This is a genomic window from Ruegeria sp. CG3 (assembly GCF_056537205.1).
This window is the reverse complement of record NZ_JBQFRC010000001.1, coordinates 1,605,290-1,622,490: the sequence shown is the minus strand read 5'-3', so window position 1 is coordinate 1,622,490 and position 17,201 is coordinate 1,605,290. Positions and strand designations below refer to the sequence as shown.

15 protein-coding genes are annotated in these 17,201 nt (G+C 63.0%); 10 read left to right on the top strand and 5 right to left on the bottom strand.

Annotation, left to right across the window (positions count from 1 at the left end):
- Nucleotides 1-120: 120 nt before the first annotated feature.
- The 3 genes from ACR0NB_RS08020 (at nucleotide 121) to ACR0NB_RS08010 (ending at nucleotide 3,686) form a co-directional block, all read left to right on the top strand.
- The gene (locus tag ACR0NB_RS08020; protein WP_480775366.1) at nucleotides 121-2,256 is read left to right on the top strand and encodes a malate synthase G; all 2,136 of its coding nucleotides are present in this window, start codon (nucleotides 121-123) and stop codon (nucleotides 2,254-2,256) included.
- Between the two features lie 36 nt (nucleotides 2,257-2,292).
- A complete protein-coding gene (locus ACR0NB_RS08015) occupies nucleotides 2,293-2,718 on the top strand; it encodes a GlcG/HbpS family heme-binding protein (RefSeq protein ID WP_093964871.1) in 426 nt (141 codons plus the stop codon).
- Between the two features lie 188 nt (nucleotides 2,719-2,906).
- Nucleotides 2,907-3,686 carry a gamma-glutamyl-gamma-aminobutyrate hydrolase family protein gene (locus ACR0NB_RS08010; RefSeq protein WP_170340336.1) on the top strand — a complete coding sequence of 260 codons (780 nt, stop codon included), beginning with the start codon at nucleotides 2,907-2,909 and terminating at the stop codon, nucleotides 3,684-3,686.
- Between the two features lie 64 nt (nucleotides 3,687-3,750).
- Here the strand turns inward: ACR0NB_RS08010 and ACR0NB_RS08005 are convergent, their stop codons facing one another.
- Together ACR0NB_RS08005 and ACR0NB_RS08000 are read right to left on the bottom strand one after the other, a co-directional pair.
- On the bottom strand, nucleotides 3,751-5,991 hold the full coding sequence (locus ACR0NB_RS08005) for a xanthine dehydrogenase family protein molybdopterin-binding subunit (RefSeq protein ID WP_480775365.1): 2,241 nt from the start codon (nucleotides 5,989-5,991) through the stop codon (nucleotides 3,751-3,753).
- A gap of 3 nt (nucleotides 5,992-5,994) precedes the next feature.
- Nucleotides 5,995-6,459 carry a (2Fe-2S)-binding protein gene (locus ACR0NB_RS08000; protein ID WP_149774764.1) on the bottom strand — a complete coding sequence of 155 codons (465 nt, stop codon included), beginning with the start codon at nucleotides 6,457-6,459 and terminating at the stop codon, nucleotides 5,995-5,997.
- A 99-nt stretch (nucleotides 6,460-6,558) separates the two neighbouring features.
- Between ACR0NB_RS08000 and ACR0NB_RS07995 the strand changes: the two genes are divergently transcribed.
- On the top strand, nucleotides 6,559-7,137 hold the full coding sequence (locus tag ACR0NB_RS07995) for a TetR/AcrR family transcriptional regulator (protein WP_170340949.1): 579 nt from the start codon (nucleotides 6,559-6,561) through the stop codon (nucleotides 7,135-7,137).
- On the opposite strand, the gene kynU is transcribed toward ACR0NB_RS07995, so the two are convergent.
- On the bottom strand, nucleotides 7,130-8,323 hold the full coding sequence (kynU, locus tag ACR0NB_RS07990; RefSeq protein WP_480775364.1) for a kynureninase: 1,194 nt from the start codon (nucleotides 8,321-8,323) through the stop codon (nucleotides 7,130-7,132). The genes ACR0NB_RS07995 and kynU overlap by 8 nt on opposite strands.
- Nucleotides 8,324-8,521: 198 nt before the next feature.
- Between kynU and ACR0NB_RS07985 the strand changes: the two genes are divergently transcribed.
- The 6 genes from ACR0NB_RS07985 (at nucleotide 8,522) to ACR0NB_RS07960 (ending at nucleotide 15,186) form a co-directional block, all read left to right on the top strand.
- Nucleotides 8,522-8,971, top strand: a complete 450-nt coding sequence (locus ACR0NB_RS07985; RefSeq protein WP_480775363.1) for a methyltransferase family protein — start codon at nucleotides 8,522-8,524, stop codon at nucleotides 8,969-8,971.
- 130 nt (nucleotides 8,972-9,101) lie between these two features.
- The gene (locus tag ACR0NB_RS07980; protein WP_480775362.1) at nucleotides 9,102-10,673 is read left to right on the top strand and encodes a Re/Si-specific NAD(P)(+) transhydrogenase subunit alpha; all 1,572 of its coding nucleotides are present in this window, start codon (nucleotides 9,102-9,104) and stop codon (nucleotides 10,671-10,673) included.
- Nucleotides 10,674-10,686: 13 nt separating this feature from the next.
- Entirely contained in the window at nucleotides 10,687-12,141 is a 1,455-nt protein-coding gene (locus ACR0NB_RS07975; protein ID WP_170357315.1) for an NAD(P)(+) transhydrogenase (Re/Si-specific) subunit beta, read from the top strand.
- A gap of 98 nt (nucleotides 12,142-12,239) precedes the next feature.
- A complete protein-coding gene (locus tag ACR0NB_RS07970) occupies nucleotides 12,240-12,596 on the top strand; it encodes a VOC family protein (protein WP_480775361.1) in 357 nt (118 codons plus the stop codon).
- Between the two features lie 106 nt (nucleotides 12,597-12,702).
- The gene (locus tag ACR0NB_RS07965; RefSeq protein WP_480775360.1) at nucleotides 12,703-13,980 is read left to right on the top strand and encodes a DUF3422 family protein; all 1,278 of its coding nucleotides are present in this window, start codon (nucleotides 12,703-12,705) and stop codon (nucleotides 13,978-13,980) included.
- Nucleotides 13,981-14,049: 69 nt separating this feature from the next.
- Nucleotides 14,050-15,186 (top strand): MFS transporter, encoded by a 1,137-nt coding sequence (locus ACR0NB_RS07960; protein ID WP_480775359.1) that lies wholly within the window; start codon nucleotides 14,050-14,052, stop codon nucleotides 15,184-15,186.
- Nucleotides 15,187-15,193: 7 nt separating this feature from the next.
- Here the strand turns inward: ACR0NB_RS07960 and ACR0NB_RS07955 are convergent, their stop codons facing one another.
- Both ACR0NB_RS07955 and ACR0NB_RS07950 read right to left on the bottom strand, forming a co-directional pair.
- The gene (locus tag ACR0NB_RS07955) at nucleotides 15,194-16,174 is read right to left on the bottom strand and encodes an ABC transporter permease (RefSeq protein ID WP_093964881.1); all 981 of its coding nucleotides are present in this window, start codon (nucleotides 16,172-16,174) and stop codon (nucleotides 15,194-15,196) included.
- Complete coding sequence (locus ACR0NB_RS07950) at nucleotides 16,167-17,174, bottom strand: ABC transporter permease (RefSeq protein WP_170340961.1); 1,008 nt, start codon at nucleotides 17,172-17,174, stop codon at nucleotides 16,167-16,169. Before ACR0NB_RS07950 ends, ACR0NB_RS07955 begins: the two co-directional genes overlap by 8 nt.
- Nucleotides 17,175-17,201 lie beyond the last annotated feature (27 nt).

Below are 17,201 nucleotides of genomic sequence, written 5' to 3'. Positions count from 1 at the left end.
TGAAGCTGTTTCAGGCGGAATTGAAAGGCGGATTGATGCAGCGGCAAGTTGCCTATCGGAAACAATGCCCCTAATTGAAGACTGCATACAACGGCACACGATGGGCAGGAGATTCGAGTCATGAGCGGCAGAGCTATCCGGAGCGGATTGGACGTAGATCAGGTTCTGATCGATTTCATCGAGGAACGAGCGCTTCCCGGAACGGGCGTTGAGCCCGATGCATTCTGGGCCGGTCTTTCGCGGATGGTGTCCGAGTTTGGCCCAAAAAACCGAGATCTGCTGCAAAAGCGCTCGGATATCCAGGGCAGTGTCGACGCGTGGCACCTTGCGCGCAAGGGGCAACCCATCGACATGGCCGAGTATCAGGCGTTCCTGCGCGAGATCGGCTATCTGCTGGATGAAGGCCCCGATTTCCAGATCGACACGGCGAATGTCGACCCCGAGATCGCCGCGACGCCCGGCCCGCAACTGGTGGTGCCGATCACCAATGCACGCTTTGCCCTGAACGCGGCCAATGCCCGCTGGGGCAGCCTGTATGACGCGCTGTATGGCACCGATGCCATGGGCGACCTGCCGCAGGGGGGCGGCTATGACGCGGCCCGCGGTGCGCGGGTGATCGCCTGGGCAAAGGCGTTTCTGGACGAGGCCGCGCCGCTGGCCCAAGGCAGCTGGGCCAATGTGTCCGGTCTGAAGGTCGAAGGCGGCGCATTGGTCTCGGCGCTGGCCGAACCCGGGAAATTCGTGGGCTTCGGCGGTGCGGCCGAGGCTCCGGACTTCGTGCTGCTGAAGAACAACGGTCTGCACATCCAGATCATGATCGACCCGTACAGCACCATCGGCGCCGCGGACCCGGCGGGCATTTCCGACGTGCGCCTGGAATCGGCCCTGTCCACAATCATGGACTGCGAAGATTCGGTGGCCTGTGTCGATGCCGAAGACAAGGTGGTGGCCTATGGCAACTGGCTGGGCCTGATGAAGGGTGACCTGACCGAAGAGGTCACGAAAGGCGGCCGGACCTTTACCCGCAAACTGTCCGATGACATCGCGTTTACCCGGCCTGACGGGTCGGCCGGCAGCCTCAAGGGACGGTCTCTGATGCTGGTGCGAAATGTGGGCCACCTGATGACCAACCCCGCCGTGCTGGACGCCGAGGGCAACGAGATCGGTGAGGGGCTGATGGACGCGCTCTGCACCACGCTGATCGCGATGCACGACCTGCAACGCGATGGCGGCAACTCGGTCCACGGATCGGTCTATGTGGTCAAGCCCAAGATGCACGGACCCGAAGAGGTAGCGTTCTCGGTCAAAATCTTCGACATGGTCGAGGACATTCTGGGCCTGCCGCGCAACACCGTGAAACTGGGCATCATGGATGAGGAACGCCGGACTTCGGTGAACCTCAAGGAGTGCATCCGCGCCGCGAAATCGCGCGTGGCCTTCATCAATACCGGGTTCCTCGACCGGACGGGGGACGAGATCCATACCTCGATGGAGGCCGGGCCGATGCTGCCCAAGGGCGACATGAAGAACACGCCCTGGATCCAGTCCTACGAAGATCGCAATGTCGATATCGGATTGGCCTGCGGGCTGAAGGGGCGGGCGCAGATCGGCAAGGGCATGTGGGCCATGCCCGACCGGATGGGCGAGATGCTTGAGGCCAAAATCGGCCACCCGATGGCCGGTGCGACCTGCGCCTGGGTGCCGTCGCCCACCGCAGCGACCCTGCACGCGACCCATTACCACAAGGTGGACGTTCTGGCCCGTCAGGATGAGATAGCCGCCGGAGGCCCGCGCGGCACGCTGGACGATCTGCTGACCATCCCGCTGCTGAGTGGCCGCAACCTCGGCGACGATGAAATCACCCGGGAGATCGAAAACAACGCGCAGGGCATCCTGGGCTATGTCGTGCGCTGGGTCGATCAGGGTGTCGGCTGCTCGAAGGTGCCCGATATCAATGACGTGGGTCTGATGGAGGATCGCGCCACCTGCCGGATTTCGAGCCAGGCGCTGGCCAACTGGCTGCATCACGACGTGATCGGCGCCGATCAGGTGATGGCCGCGATGAAGAAGATGGCCGCCGTGGTCGATCGGCAGAACGCAGGCGACCCGGCCTATCGGCCCATGGCACCGGGTTTCGACGGCATCGCCTTTCAGGCCGCCTGCGATCTGGTGTTCAAGGGGCGGGTACAGCCCTCGGGCTATACCGAGCCGGTCCTGCATGCGCGACGGCTGGAACTGAAGGCCCGTCACGGCTAGAACCGGGGCAGACCACCGTAGACAGAGGACAAGATCATGTCGGTTTCACTCAGAAAGGCCCGCACCATCATTCGCAAAACCCTTGAGAAAGGGCGCGAGATGGACCTGAAACCCCTGTCGGTGGTGGTGCTGGACGCCGGTGGCCATGTTATCGCCTTCGAGCGCGAGGACGGTGCCGCCCCCGGCCGGTTCGCGATTGCCCATGGCAAGGCCTATGGATCGGTCATGCTGGGCATGGCAGGCACCGCCCAGATGCAGCGGGCTGAGGCGCAGGCCTATTTCATGGCCGCGGTGAATGGGGTCTATGGAGGGCAGGTCGTTCCGGTTCCGGGCGGCGTACTGCTGCGCGACCGCAAGGGCGCAGTGATCGGTGCCGTCGGGGTAACCGGAGACACCTCGGACAACGACGCCGCTGCCGCCATGGCCGGGATCGAGGCCGCCGGGCTGACCGGCGAAACCTGATCTGCACAAGCGCCGTCCCGCCGCGGCCGCCTGTTTCGGGAAATTCGTCCCGCGCTCTGCGGAAATCGGGAACAATATGTGCGTATCTGAACACGTCCTTGCGCCATGGTGCAGGGCGTGTTTTCTTGCACGTTATTGAAGGGGCGGATAATTTCCGACCAGTTCAAGTAAAACAGCAAGGTAGCACAATGTCCCGACCCGTCGTTGGCATCATCGGCAATTCGTATCTGATGAACGACCAGTACCCCACCCATGCCGGGGGGACGATGAATTCGGACGCGGTCGCGAATGTCTCGAACTGTCTGCCGCTGCTGATCCCGGCCGATCCGCGCTATGTCGACGTGACCGAGTTGCTTGAGGTGTGCGACGGGTTCTTGCTGACCGGTGGCCGCCCCAACGTTCACCCCGAGGAATACGGCGAGTCGGCAACTGACGCACATGGCGAATTCGACCGGGCGCGCGATGCGATCACCCTGCCGCTGGTACGGGCCTGCGTGGAACGCGGACAGCCCTTTCTGGGCATCTGCCGGGGCTTCCAGGAGGTCAACGTGGCCATGGGCGGCACTCTGTACCCGGAAATCCGCGATCTGCCCGGCCGGATGAACCACCGCATGCCGCCCGATGGCACGCTGGAAGAGAAATTCGCCCTGCGCCATGTGGTCAAGCTGACCGAGGGCGGGGTGTTCCACCGCCTGTTCGGTGCCAGTGAGGTGATGACCAATACGCTGCACGGGCAGGGCATCAAGACAGTGGGCAAGGGCGTGGTGATCGACGGCCACGCGCCGGATGGTACGCCCGAGGCGATCTATATCCAGGATGCGCCCGGGTTCACCCTGTCGGTGCAATGGCACCCGGAATGGGATGCCGCGAATGACCCGGTGTCGCGGCCTCTGTTTCAGGCTTTCGGCGACGCGGTGCGGGCTTGGTCGGCAAGTGCAATGCCGACGCCGGTGCGGCAATCGGCCTGACAATCGGCTCTCGGATTTCTTCAAAAGACCGGCGCGGCAATCACCGCGCCGGTCTTTTTTCGTTTCACACCAGCAGGTTGAACTGCTTGTTGAGCGGCAGGGTCCGAGCGCGCTGGCCGGTCAGGTCGAACAGCGCGTTGCCAAGCGCCGGCATCGAGGGCGGCGTGCCGGGCTCGCCCGCGCCACCCATGAAGCGGTTGGTTTCCAACACCTGAACCTCAACCTGCGGCGCGGTGTTCATGCGCAGCGCGTCATAGTCGGGGAAGTTCATCTGTTCGACCTCGCCATCGGCGAAGGTGATCTCGCCGTAGCAAGCCGCCGACAGGCCATACATCATGCCGCCGAACATCTGCGCCTTGACGTTTTCAGGGTCCAGCGCCAGCCCCATGTCGCAGGCGATCCAGGCCTTGCTGATGCGGATGGTGCCGTCTTCGTTGACCACCTCGATCACCTGCGCGACCGGGGTGCCGAAGCTGTAGGTGAAGGCCACGCCGCGCCCCACGCCATCGGGGGTCTTGCCCGTCCAGTCGGACATGTCGCGCACCGCCTCGAGGCACCCGGCCGAGGGCGCGTGTTCGTCGCGCATCAGCTCCAGCCGGAACTCCAGCGGGTCGCGTCCGGCGGCATGGGCCATCTCGTCGATGAAGGTCTCGTGGAAGAAACCGTTGTGGCTGTTGCCGACCGAGCGCCAGAAACCCACCGGGATCTTCAGGTCGGCGATATGGCCGCTCATGCGATAGTTGGCCACCGCGTAGGGCTGGTTGAAGAACCCTTCGACCAGAACCTTGTCCGGGCCAGCGCCGGGCATTCCGGTATAGCGCTCAACGGCTTGCTGCGTGCAGGACTGCGCGGCGACCGCACCATCGATGAGCACTGCTTTGCCATCCTGAACCGCACCGCGCATCCGCGCCATCGCACCGGGGCGGTAGTAGTCGTGACGCATATCTTCTTCGCGGCTCCAGGTGGTCTGGACCGGAGTGCCGGGCATCGCCATGGCCACTTTGGTGGCGATGTCGCCGAAATCCAGCTCTCCGCGGCGACCAAACCCGCCGCCCAGATAGGTGGTGTGGATTTGGACGGCTTCGGTGTCCAAACCGGCCGTGTTGGCAACGCGGAACTGGATCAGCGTGGGGGCCTGGTTGCCGCACCACAGTTCCAAGGCGTCGCCGGTGAACAGCGCGGTGGCGTTCATCGGTTCCATCGTGGCGTGGGCCAGGTAGGGGACAGTGTATTCAGCGTCGATCACTGTCGCGCCTTCGGGAACGATGCTGACATCGCCGTCATCGCGCATGGTCGAGTTCGGATCCGCGTCGAAAGCCTTGGCGATCTCGGCAAAGATGGCGTCGGTTTCGGGCGGATAGGGGGCCTCGCCCCAATCGACGTCGATGGCCTCGACCGCCTGGTTGGCAAGCCAGGTGTTGGTGGCGATCACCGCAACACCGTTGCCCAGATCGACAACCTTTTCGACACCAGGCATTGCCTTGGCGGCGCTGTCGTCAAAGCCGTTCATCTGGCCGCCCAGCTTGGGGTTCATCCGGACGCTGGCGAATTTCATGCCGGGCAGGCGCACGTCAACGCCGAACTGGGCGGTGCCGGTGGCCTTTTCCACCATGTCCAGACGCGGCAGGGTCCGGCCCAGATAACGCCACTCGGACGGGTCGCGCAGCTCTGCCTCAATCGGTTCCATCTGCGCCACGTCTGCAGCCAGGTCGGTATAGGCGATCTTGCTGTCATCAGGCGCGATGACATGACCCGAAGCGGTCTTCAACTGAGCCCGATCCACCCCCAGTCGGTCGGCGGCGGCCTGTTTCAGCGTCTCGCGGGCGGAGGCACCAGCCGCGCGCATTCGCTCGAACCCGTCCTTCATCGAGGTCGAGCCGCCGGTGACCTGCAGGCTGAGCGCCTTGCCGATCACGCCCAGGGCCTCGCCCAGATTGTGCTGGAAGTTCGAGACGTCATAGCCCTTGTTGGGCAGGCTCTCGCCGATTAGGGCCGAGTTGTAATAGGCCGCCGCCGCTGGTCCGTGCAGAACGGTGACCTGATCCAGATCCACGTCCAGTTCCTCGGCAATCAGGGCAGCCCATGTGGTTTTGACGCCCTGGCCCATCTCGGCGCGGGGCGCGAACAGGGTCACGCCGTTCTGGTCGATCAGGATGAAGGGGTTCAGGGCCGCTTCGCCGTCGCCCGGTTTCAGCGGGTTCTTGGCGGGACGGTTGACGTAATAGACGCCGAAGGCCACGCCGCCGACGATGGCGGCAGACCCGATCAGGAAGGTGCGGCGCAGGATTTTTCCGATGCTGGCCATGGATCAGGCCTCCTTCATCTTGGCGGCGGCGTCGTGGATCGCGGCGCGGATGCGGGGATAGGTGCCGCAGCGGCACAGGTTGCCCTGCATCGCCTCGTCGATTTCTTCGTCAGAGGGGGCAGGGTTTTCGGCCAGCAGCGCGGCGGCCTGCATGATCTGCCCCGACTGGCAATAGCCGCATTGCGCGACCTGATGGTCGACCCAGGCCTGCTGGATCGTGGCCAGGTTGTCGGGCGTCCCCAACCCTTCGATCGTGGTGACCTCGCCCCAGACATCGGACAGAGCAACCTGACACGAGCGGACGGCCTCGCCATCGATCTGCACCGTGCAGGCTCCGCAGGCGGCCACACCGCAGCCGAATTTGGTTCCGGTCAGGCCCACCTCGTCGCGCAGCACCCAAAGAAGGGGGACATCGTCGGGCAGATCGACCTGATGTGGCTTTCCGTTGATCGTCAGCGTGGTCGCCATGGCGTACCTCTTTTGGCTGTGGCTGGTTTCTGACATAATTGATGAGAAATGTCAGTGCGTCAATTGACAATTTCGCGCGAAACTGTCAGAGGTCAATTCATGGCGGAAAAACTGGATGATACACGGGCAAAGGCGATCCTGACTTCGGCGTTTCAGGCCTTTTCCGCCTATGGGTTCCGCAAGACCTCGATGGATGACATAGCGCGTGGCGCGGGCATGTCCCGTCCAGCGGTCTATCTGCATTACAAGAACAAAGATGCCATCGTTCGCAGCCTGACACAGGCGCATTACGCCGAAAAGATCGCGGCGGTGGCACATGCGCTGCAGGGCGACGGAGCGGTGTCCGAGATCCTGGCGCGGGCGATTGACTCGCAGATCGCCGGGATGGCGGCCATACTGGCCTCGCCGCATGGGCTGGAGATGCTGGATACCAGCAAGTCCACCGCTGCCGACATCGTGGCCGAGGGCGAGGCGGCGCTGGCGGATCTCTACGCTGAATGGCTAAAGCGCGAACTGGCGGCCGGTCGCGTGCGCCTGCCGGACGGTCCGGCCGAGACCGCGCGGACCATCACCGCCGCGCTGAAGGGGATCAAGATGACCGCCTCTAACGCCGAGGAGTTCGAGCAGCGCATCGCCCAGCTAACCGCGCTGATCGGCGCGGGGCTTGAGGTCAGGTAACCCGCTGCCGGACCTTGAATTCCGGTCTGTCCCACAAACGGTTCTGCATGATGTCAGTCAGGATCTCGACGGCGCGCGACACGTCGCATTCGTCGATATACAGCGGCGTGAAGCCGAACCGCATGATGTCGGGCGCGCGGAAATCCCCGATCACGCCGCGGGCGATCAAGGCCTGCATCGCCGCGTACCCGTCGGCAAACCGGAACGAGACTTGGCTGCCACGCATCGCGGGGTCGCGGGGGCTGGCCAGTTCCAGATCGGGGCAGGTGGCCTCGACCTGCTGGATGAACTGTTCGGTCAGGGCGATGGACTTGGCGCGCACATTATCCATGTCGGCCATGTCCCAGATATCCATCGCCGCGGCCAGCGCGGTCATCTGGATCACCGGTGGCGTGCCGACGCGCATGCGCTCGATGCCTGCGCCGGGGCGATAGTCCAAATCGAAGGCAAACGGCGCCTCGTGTCCCAGCCAGCCCGACAGGGCCGGGCGCGCGGTGTCCGCCCATTTCGGAGCGACATAGATGAAGGCCGGGGCGCCCGGACCACCGTTGAGGTATTTATAGGTGCACCCGACCGCGAAATCGGCGTTGCAGCCGGCCAGGTCCACCGGGATGGCCCCGGCTGAGTGGGCCAGATCCCACACCGTGATGACGCCGCGCGCATGGGCCAGATCGGTCAGCGCCTTCATGTCGTGCCTGCGGCCGGTGCGATAGTCGACTTCGGTCAGCATCAGCACGGCGACTTCATCGGTAATGTGCTCGGCCACGGTCTCGCGGTCCACGACCCGAAGCTCGTACTCCTCGCCCAGCGAGCGCAGCAGCCCGTCAGCCATGTAGAGATCGGAAGGGAAGTTGCCATTGTCCGACAGGACCACCTTGCGCCCCGGGTTCAGCTCCAACGCCGAGGCAACCGCCTGAAAGACCTTGATCGACAGCGTGTCGCCGACCACGACCGTACCGGGCGCGGCGCCGATCAGGCGGCCGATCCGATCGCCCAGGTCGGTCGGCATGCCCATCCACCCGGCCTTGTTCCACCCGGTGATCAGCATCTGGCCCCATTCCTCGGTCAGCATCTTCTGTACCTCTGCGGCCGCCGCCTTGGGCAGAGGGCCCAGCGAGTTGCCGTCCAGATACAGAACTCCATCCGGCAGGTTGAACATGGCTTTGGTGGCGGCGAAGTCGGTCATGATAAATCCCGGTGTTTTCTTGTGTCCGAACCGGGGTATCGGATCGGTGCCGGGCTGTCCACGCCCGCCTGTTTGTGGCCCGGGTGCACAATATTCGACCGCAAGGCCAAGATGCTTTGCCATCGGGGTCTGAAAGCGGTAGGACTTGGCCCGGAAGCGACATGTGTCGGTGCATGTCGTCGTTCAAAAGGGATGCTCATGCGCCGTATCGACGTACCGCCACTGTGGCTTTTGGGCTTCGCGGTGTTGGCCTGGTTGCAGGGCCGTTATCTGTCGCTCGGCCTGTCGCTGGAAGGCGGGTTGACCGACCTGCTAAGCGGGTTGCTGATTGGTGGGGGTATCCTGCTGGCGGTTCTGGCCATCGCAGAATTCCGCCGTCACCGTACGACGGTCATTCCGCATGAAACACCCACCGCAATGGTGCAGTCGGGCATCTACAAGCGCAGCCGCAATCCGATCTATCTGGCCGATGTCCTGATCCTTGCCGGGTTGATCCTGCGCTTCGATGCCGTGTTGTCGCTGGTGTTGGTTCCTGTGTTCGTCTGGGTATTGGAACGGCGGTTCATCCTGCCTGAGGAGGACCGCCTGCGCCGCACCTTCCGTGCGGATTTCGCGCGTTACGAACGCAAAACCCGTCGGTGGATCTGAAATGCGCCGACCCGTGACACAACGTAATGAATGCTGCGCTTGCGAAATAATGTTGCGCAGGATAGATCTTTGCTTAACAAACAATACCGACCACCCGCTCGGTCAGAGTGAAAATTAGGGGGACTTGCCGGTGAAAATAGGCACGCCAAAGGAAATACTGAAAGGCGAGAACCGGGTCGCGATGACTCCGGAGTCAGCCGTGCAGCTGCAGAAATTGGGCTATGAATGCGCCGTCGAGAAGGGGGCTGGTGCTGCCGCCGGTTTCTCAGACGAGGCTTACGAGGCCGTCGGGGTCGAAATCGTCAAGACAGCTGCCTCTTTGTGGAAATCGTCGGACATCATCGCCAAGGTGCGCGTGCCCACCGAGACCGAAATGAAACGTCTGACCAAGGGCAAGACGCTGATCTCGTTCTTCAACCCGGCAGGGAACGAAGAAGGGATGGAATTGGCGAAAGCCAAGGGCGCCAATGTCATCGCGATGGAAATGGTGCCCCGCATCAGCCGTGCACAGAAGATGGATGCGCTGTCGTCGATGGCCAACATCGCCGGGTACCGTGCGGTGATTGAGGCGGGCAACAACTTTGGCCGCTTCTTCACCGGCCAGGTGACGGCCGCGGGCAAGGTGCCGCCGGCCAAGGTTCTGATCGTTGGTGCCGGCGTGGCCGGTCTGGCCGCCATCGGGACGTCGACGTCGCTTGGCGCGATCACATATGCGTTCGATGTGCGCCCCGAGGTCGCTGAACAGGTCGAGTCGATGGGCGCCGAATTCGTCTATCTGGACTTTGAAGAAGAACAGCAGGATGGCTCGGCCACCGGCGGGTATGCTTCGGTTCAGTCCGAGGAGTTCCGCAATGCTCAGCTGGCCAAGTTCCGCGAGTTGGCGCCCGAGATGGACATCGTCATCACTACGGCGCTGATCCCCAACCGCCCGGCCCCCAAGCTGTGGCTTGAGGATATGGTCAAGGCGATGAAGCCCGGATCGGTCATTGTGGACCTTGCGGCCGAGCGTGGAGGCAATGTCGAAGGCACCGTGCCGGATGAAAAGGTCGTGACCGACAATGGCGTGACCATCATCGGCTATACCGACTTCCCCAGCCGGATGGCGGCTCAGTCCTCGTCGCTTTATGCGACCAACATCCGTCACATGATGACTGACCTGACCCCGGACAAGGACGGTCAGATCAATCACAACATGGAAGATGACGTGATCCGTGGCGCGACCGTCACCTACGAAGGTGAGATCACCTTCCCGCCGCCACCGCCCAAGGTGCAGGCCATCGCGGCCAAACCCAAGGCCGAGGTCAAGGAACTGACGCCCGAAGAAAAGCGCGCGCAAGAGATCGCGGCCTTCAAGGCGCAGACCAAGCAGCAGGTTACCCTGCTGGGCGTGGGCGGAGCGCTGATGCTGCTGGTGGGGCTGGTGGCTCCGGCCAGCTTCATGCAGCATTTCATCGTCTTCGTGCTGGCTGTTTTCGTAGGTTTCCAGGTGATCTGGAACGTCAGCCACAGCCTGCACACACCGTTGATGGCGATCACCAACGCGATTTCATCGATCATCATCGTGGGCGCGTTGATGCAGATCGGGTCGGGGTCTTTCCTCGTCATTCTGCTGGCGGCGCTGTCGATCTTCATGGCCGGGATCAACATCTTCGGCGGTTTCCTCGTAACCCGGCGCATGCTCGCCATGTTCCAGAAATCTTAAGGAGGCCGGGCACATGGAATTTGGCTTCACCACTGCCGCGTATGTCGTTGCGGCTGTTCTGTTCATCCTTTCGCTCGGCGGCCTGTCGAACCAGGAAAGCGCCAAGCGCGCGGTCTGGTACGGCATCGTCGGCATGGCCTTGGCGGTTTTTGCCACGCTGGTCGGCCCCGGATCGGGCCTGTGGCTGCTGTCGCTGCTGCTGATCATCGGCGGCGGTCTGATCGGTCAATACGTGGCGCAGCGCGTCCAGATGACCGAGATGCCGCAGCTTGTGGCCGCCATGCACTCGCTGGTGGGTCTGGCGGCTGTTTTCGTCGGCTACAACGCCCATTTCGAGATCAAGAACGTCGCCGAAGTCTTTGCGATCGTTGACGCGGCCAAGGATGCCGACCTGTCGGATCTGGGCGCCTTCGCGAAACTGATCGCCAAGAAAACTCCGGCCGAGCTGGCCATTCTGCATGTCGAGTTGTTCCTGGGCATCTTCATCGGTGCGATCACCTTTACCGGTTCGGTCGTGGCCTATGGAAAGCTGGCCGGCAAGGTGACCTCAGCGGCCACCAAGCTGCCGGGCGGGCATGCGCTGAACGCGTCGGCGGCTGGCCTCTCGCTGATCTGTCTGATCTGGTACACCGCTTCGGGTGGGTTCTTCCCGCTGTTCCTGATGACGCTGGCGGCGCTGTTCATCGGTTATCACCTGATCATGGGCATCGGCGGTGCCGACATGCCGGTGGTGGTGTCGATGCTGAACAGCTACTCGGGCTGGGCCGCGGCTGCGATCGGTTTCTCGCTGGGCAACGACCTGCTGATCGTCGTCGGCGCGCTGGTAGGCTCGTCGGGTGCGATCCTGTCCTACATCATGTGCAAGGCGATGAACCGTCACTTTGTCAGCGTGATCCTCGGCGGCTTTGGCGGCACTTCGGGACCCCAGATGGAGGTCGAAGGCGAACAGGTGGCGATCGACGCCGACGGTGTTGCAGCAGCGCTGAACGATGCCGACAGCGTCATCATCATTCCCGGCTACGGAATGGCGGTGGCGCAGGCGCAGCAATCGGTCAGCGAACTGGTCCGCAAGCTGCGCGCCAAGGGCAAGAATGTGCGCTTTGCCATCCACCCCGTCGCGGGCCGTCTTCCGGGCCACATGAACGTGCTGCTGGCCGAGGCCAAAGTGCCCTATGACATCGTGCTGGAAATGGACGAGATCAACGACGATTTCCCGGAAACGGATGTGGCGATCGTCATTGGCTCGAACGACATCGTGAACCCTGCGGCGCAGGAAGACCCGAACAGCCCCATTGCCGGGATGCCGGTTCTGGAATGCTGGAAGGCCAAGCAGGTGATCGTCTCGAAACGCGGGCAGGGCACCGGGTATTCGGGCATCGAAAACCCGCTGTTCTACAAGGAGAACACCCGCATGTTCTATGGCGACGCCAAGCAGTCGCTGGACAAGCTGCTGCCAATGATCGACTGATCTGTGGCTCATATCCTTGGAAAAGGCGCCCCTCGCGGGCGCCTTTTTTCGTTTCAGGGTATGATGCCGTATCAACCCCAATCGGCACGAGGTGTTCCATGCAGAAGGTAAACGGCATCGGCGGCGTGTTCTTCCGCGCCCGGGATCCAAAGGCTCTGTCGCAATGGTACGAGACCCATCTGGGCGTCAATCACTATGACCCGGTCCCGTGGAAGCAGCGTGAAGGCTACACCGTGTTTGCCCCATTCGCCGAAGATACGGACTATTTCGGTGATGCCGCGCAGCAATGGATGATCAATTTCCGCGTCGACGATCTGGCGGCCATGGTCGACCAGCTGCGTGCGGCTGGAATCGAGGTGGAGACCCGTGACGAATGGAACAGCGAGATCGGAAAATTCGCCCGCCTGCACGACCCCGAGGGCAATCCGATCGAGCTCTGGCAGCCAAATCAATGAGATAGCCGGCTTGTATACCGCGGTATCCATGTAAGTATATGAAATAAAAAGATAATTGATGAAATGCTTCGGTGTCGTATAGTGCCCGGAACACAAGGAGCCGCTCATGACGCCAATCGAGGATCATCCGCTGCGCTATGCGCTGGCCAATGAATTGCACGCGCGGCCGTTCCCCGTGGCGCAGGCGCCGTGCACGGTTGTATTCCTTGCGATCAAAAAACCGGTCGCCGCGGTGGCGCGCGACCGAGCCAAAGATATGGCTCACCTGATTGACCTGTTGGACCGCCACGGGGCGCAGCATCCGCAGCCCGATGCCACCCACTATGCCGGCCAGATCGGGCGGCATTGGTTGAAGTGGGAGCACCACACTGAATTCGTGACCTATACGGCCATCACTCAGAATGTCAGCGAGCGCGCGTTCAACCCCGCCGATTTCGAGGTGTTCCCCCCTGACTGGCTGATGGCCAGTCCGGGCCAGCGCGTGACCTCAATCATGCTGCGGGTGGTGCCGCGCCCGGATGACGGGGCCACGCAAGCCGCGCTGGCGGGTTGGTTCGAACCGGAAAGCCTGGCGGTGTCGCGGGTGCTGGACGACTCGGCGATTTGCGCCAGCGATTTTCGCATCGACCCGGCGGGCCACATGCGGTTTGCCCTTTTCGTGTCCGAGGGCACCGGGCGCAGGCGCACCGGCCGGGTCATCCAGCGCCTGTGCGAGATCGAGACCTACAAGGCAATGTCCATGTTGGGCTTTGCCCGGGTTAAGGCCCTGATGCCCCAGATCGGCGAGTTGGACCGGCAACTGACCCAGTTGATGGGCGAGATGACCAAGGATACGACCCATCCCGACGATCTGCTGCCGCAATTGCTGGCCACCTCGACCGAGCTCGAGACGCTGTCGGCGCGTTCGGCCTTTCGCTTTGCCGCGACGGGGGCCTATGAGGCCATCGTGCACCAGCGGATCGAGGCGCTGCGCGAGGATCGCTTCCACGGGCGTCAGACATTCGCCGATTTCATGATGCGCCGCTATGACCCGGCCATGCGCACGGTAAAGGCAACCGAACGGCGGCTGCAGGCACTTTCGGACCGGGCCATTCGCGCCGGCGACCTGCTGCGGACGCGGGTCGATGTCGAGCGCAGCGCGCAGAACCAGGCCTTGCTGGAGAGCATGGACCGCCGGGCGGATCTGGCGCTGCGATTGCAGCACACGGTCGAAGGCCTGTCGGTGGTCGCCATCAGCTATTACGCCGTGTCTCTGGTCAGTTACCTGCTGTACCCGTTGACCAATGCGGGGATCAGCAAGGGGATGCTGACCGCAGGCGTGACGCTGCCTGTAGTGGCGCTTGTCTGGCTGGCCGTGCGCCGCATCCGCCGCAAGCTGGAATAGCGCGGCTTGCCAACCGGCGCGCGGCCTGTATTGCTGCGAGGCAGATATTTCGCAGGCAGGGCAGGTTTCATGATCGGATTGGTTTCAGCCTGGCGGGCCGTGGCCGCCATGTTCATCCTGAACGGCGCCCTGTTCGGCATCTGGGCCTCGCGCATTCCGGCCGTCCGTGACCGTCTGGGGCTGAGCCACGAGGAACTGGGCTATGGCCTGCTGTTCATGGCGGCCGGCGCGGTGTGTTCCTTTCCCGTCACCGGACGCCTAACCGACCGATTCGGCGCGGTGACGGTGACGCGAGTGATCGCGGTTCTGTACACAGCCTCACTGATCTTTCTTGCGGCCGCCGACAGCTTCGCCATGCTGGCTGCGTTCCTGTTCATCTTCGGGGCTTTCCACGGCTCGATGGATGTGGCCATGAACGCCTGGGCCGCCGAGGTCGAGCAGGCCTACGCCAAACCGGTGATGTCCTCGTTCCATGCGATGTGGAGCCTCGGCGCCGGGTTGGGTGCGCTCAGCGGCTATGGCGCGGTTCAGCTGCAGCTTGACGTGTTGCCGCATTTCCTGCTGGCCGGCGGGGCAACCGTCGCGCTGGCGCTTGCCCTGTCCTGGGTCCGATGGACGTCGCGGCGGGTGCAGTCCGACGGCGCCGCGATCTTTGCCTTGCCCAGCGGCGTTCTGGTTTTGGTCGGGCTTACCGCGATGTGCGGCGCGTTGGGCGAGGGAGCGGTGGCCGATTGGAGCGCCATCTTCCTGCGGGATGTCACGGGTGTGGCTGAAAGCGTTGCGGCCTTGGGCTATGCCGTCTTTTCGGTGGCCATGGTCGCGGTGCGTCTGCTGGGGGGCCTCGTGATCGCCCGGTTCGGCCCGGTGCCGGTGGCCCGGGTCAGCGGAGCCTGCGCGGCCGTGGGCGTATTCTTGGTGGTATCGGCCGGCGGCGCGATCGGGGCGCTGGCTGGATTCGCGATGATGGGCGTGGGCTATGCGGTGATCATGCCGCTGGCCTTCAGCCGGGCGGCGAATGATCCGCATGTCCCACCGGGGCAGGCCATCGCCAGTGTCGCCACTTTGGGGTACGGAGGTCTGCTGATCGGTCCGCCGCTTATCGGGCTTCTGGCGGGGATCCTGTCACTGCGGCTGGCCTTTGCCGTCCTGCTGCCGCTGGCGGTGGTGATCGTGGTGTTGGCCGGCGCGCTCAGGCGCGCCGACTGACTTTGGATCAGCGTCCGCGGATACGCGGATCGAGCGCATCGCGCAGGCCGTCGCCCAGGTAGTTCACGCTGAGAACGGTCAGCGAGATCGCCAGGCCGGGCCAGAACACACGCTCGGGGTATTGCTGCAGATAGTCGACGCCATCGAACAGTAGCCGGCCCCAGGTGGGGAAGTCAGGCGGGAAGCCCAGCCCCAGGAAGGACAGCGCGCTTTCCGTGATGATCGCCGTGGCGATGCCCAGCGTGGCCGACACCATGATCGGCGACAGCACGTTGGGCAGGATGTGCCGTGTGATGATCTGCGTGTTGCTGGTGCCGATCGAGCGGGCGGCCAGAACGAACTCGCGTTCCTTGATCGCCAGAACGTCGCCACGCACGATCCGCGCCGTGGGCATCCACGAGGTGATGCCGATCGCGCAGACGATCAGGATGAAGATCCCACGCTCGAGCCCGAACGCAGCGGATAGAGGTTCGCGGAACAGCAGCATCATCACCAGCAGCAGCGGCAGCAGCGGCAGGGCCAGGAACAGGTCGGTCAGGCGCATCAGCGGCCCGTCCAGCCGTTTGAAGAACCCGGCAACCACGCCGATGAACGACCCCAGGAACAGCGCCAGCAGCATCGCGGTGATGCCGACCGATACCGAGGTCTGCCCCCCAGACATCATTCGCGCCATGATGTCCCGGCCCAGCTGATCGGTGCCGAACGGGTGGGCCCAGCTGGGCCCCTGGTTTCGGGCCCGGATGTCGATCTGGGTCGGGTCGATGGTCCACAGGAACGGGCCCAGATAGACGGCCGCGACGATGAAGATGAACAGCATCGCGCCGATCATGGCGCCCTTGTGGGTCTTGAACTGGTCCCACACGTCGCGCCACTGGCTGCGGGGCGGGGTGGTCAGTTCCTCCATTACATCGGCAGTTGGCAAGGCCGTCGAGGCCGGCGCAAGGCCCTCATCAGGGACCAGCGTGTCTGATTGATTGTGATCAGTCATAGCGGATCCTCGGGTCCAGAATGCCGTAAAGAACGTCCGCGATCAGGTTGAACAGGACGATCAACACGGCAAAGATGAAGGTCAGCGTCTGCACCATCGGCAAGTCATTGGCCTGAATGGCGCCGATCAGCAGCTGGCCGATGCCGTTCACCTTGAACACCTGCTCGGTGATGATCGCGCCACCAAAGATCGCCGGAATACCCAGAGCGATCACGGTAACCACCGGGATCATCGAGTTGCGCAGGACATGTACCATGACGACGGTGTATTCGCTCAGGCCCTTGGCGCGGGCGGTACGGACGTAATCCTGGTTGAGGTTGTCCAGCATCGAGGCGCGCATGAACCGGCTGAGCTGCGCGGTGATCTGCAGCGCCAGCACCATCACGGGCATGATCATCTGTTTCAGCTGAATGACGAAGCTGTCCCAGTCATTGACCACATGCGTCGTGTCATAGATCGACGGGAACCAGCCCAACTGGACCGAGAAGATCACGATCACCAGCACCCCCGAGAAGAACGGCGGAACCGAGAAGCCGACCATCGACACGAAGGTGCCCATCTGGTCGAACCAGGAATACTGGCGATAGGCCGAATAGATGCCAATGGGCAGGGCGATCAGGATGGCGACCACATAGGCGGTGCCTACAACCCACAGGGTCTGCGGGATACGCTGAACGACGATGTCCATGACGGGCGAGCGGGTCTGCCACGAAATCACACGCAGGTCACCTTCGGAAAAGGTAGTGCCAAAGATGTGGTCGACCAAAACCTGCGGTTCGATCCAGAAGAACTGCACGATCCATTTCCAGAACCGGACATGCATCGGCTGGCCGAGGCCAAGCGCCTCGCGCATCTTCTCTTTGACTTCGGGCGGAACGGTAAGCGGAACCTGTGCCATCGGGTCGCCGGGGGCGAGCTCGAGCAACAGGAAGATGACGAGACTGATGAACAAGAGCGTCGGAACGGCCAGGATCAGTCGTCGAATGGTGAAGTTGAGCATTAAGAGGCGCCTTTATATGCGTCTTCT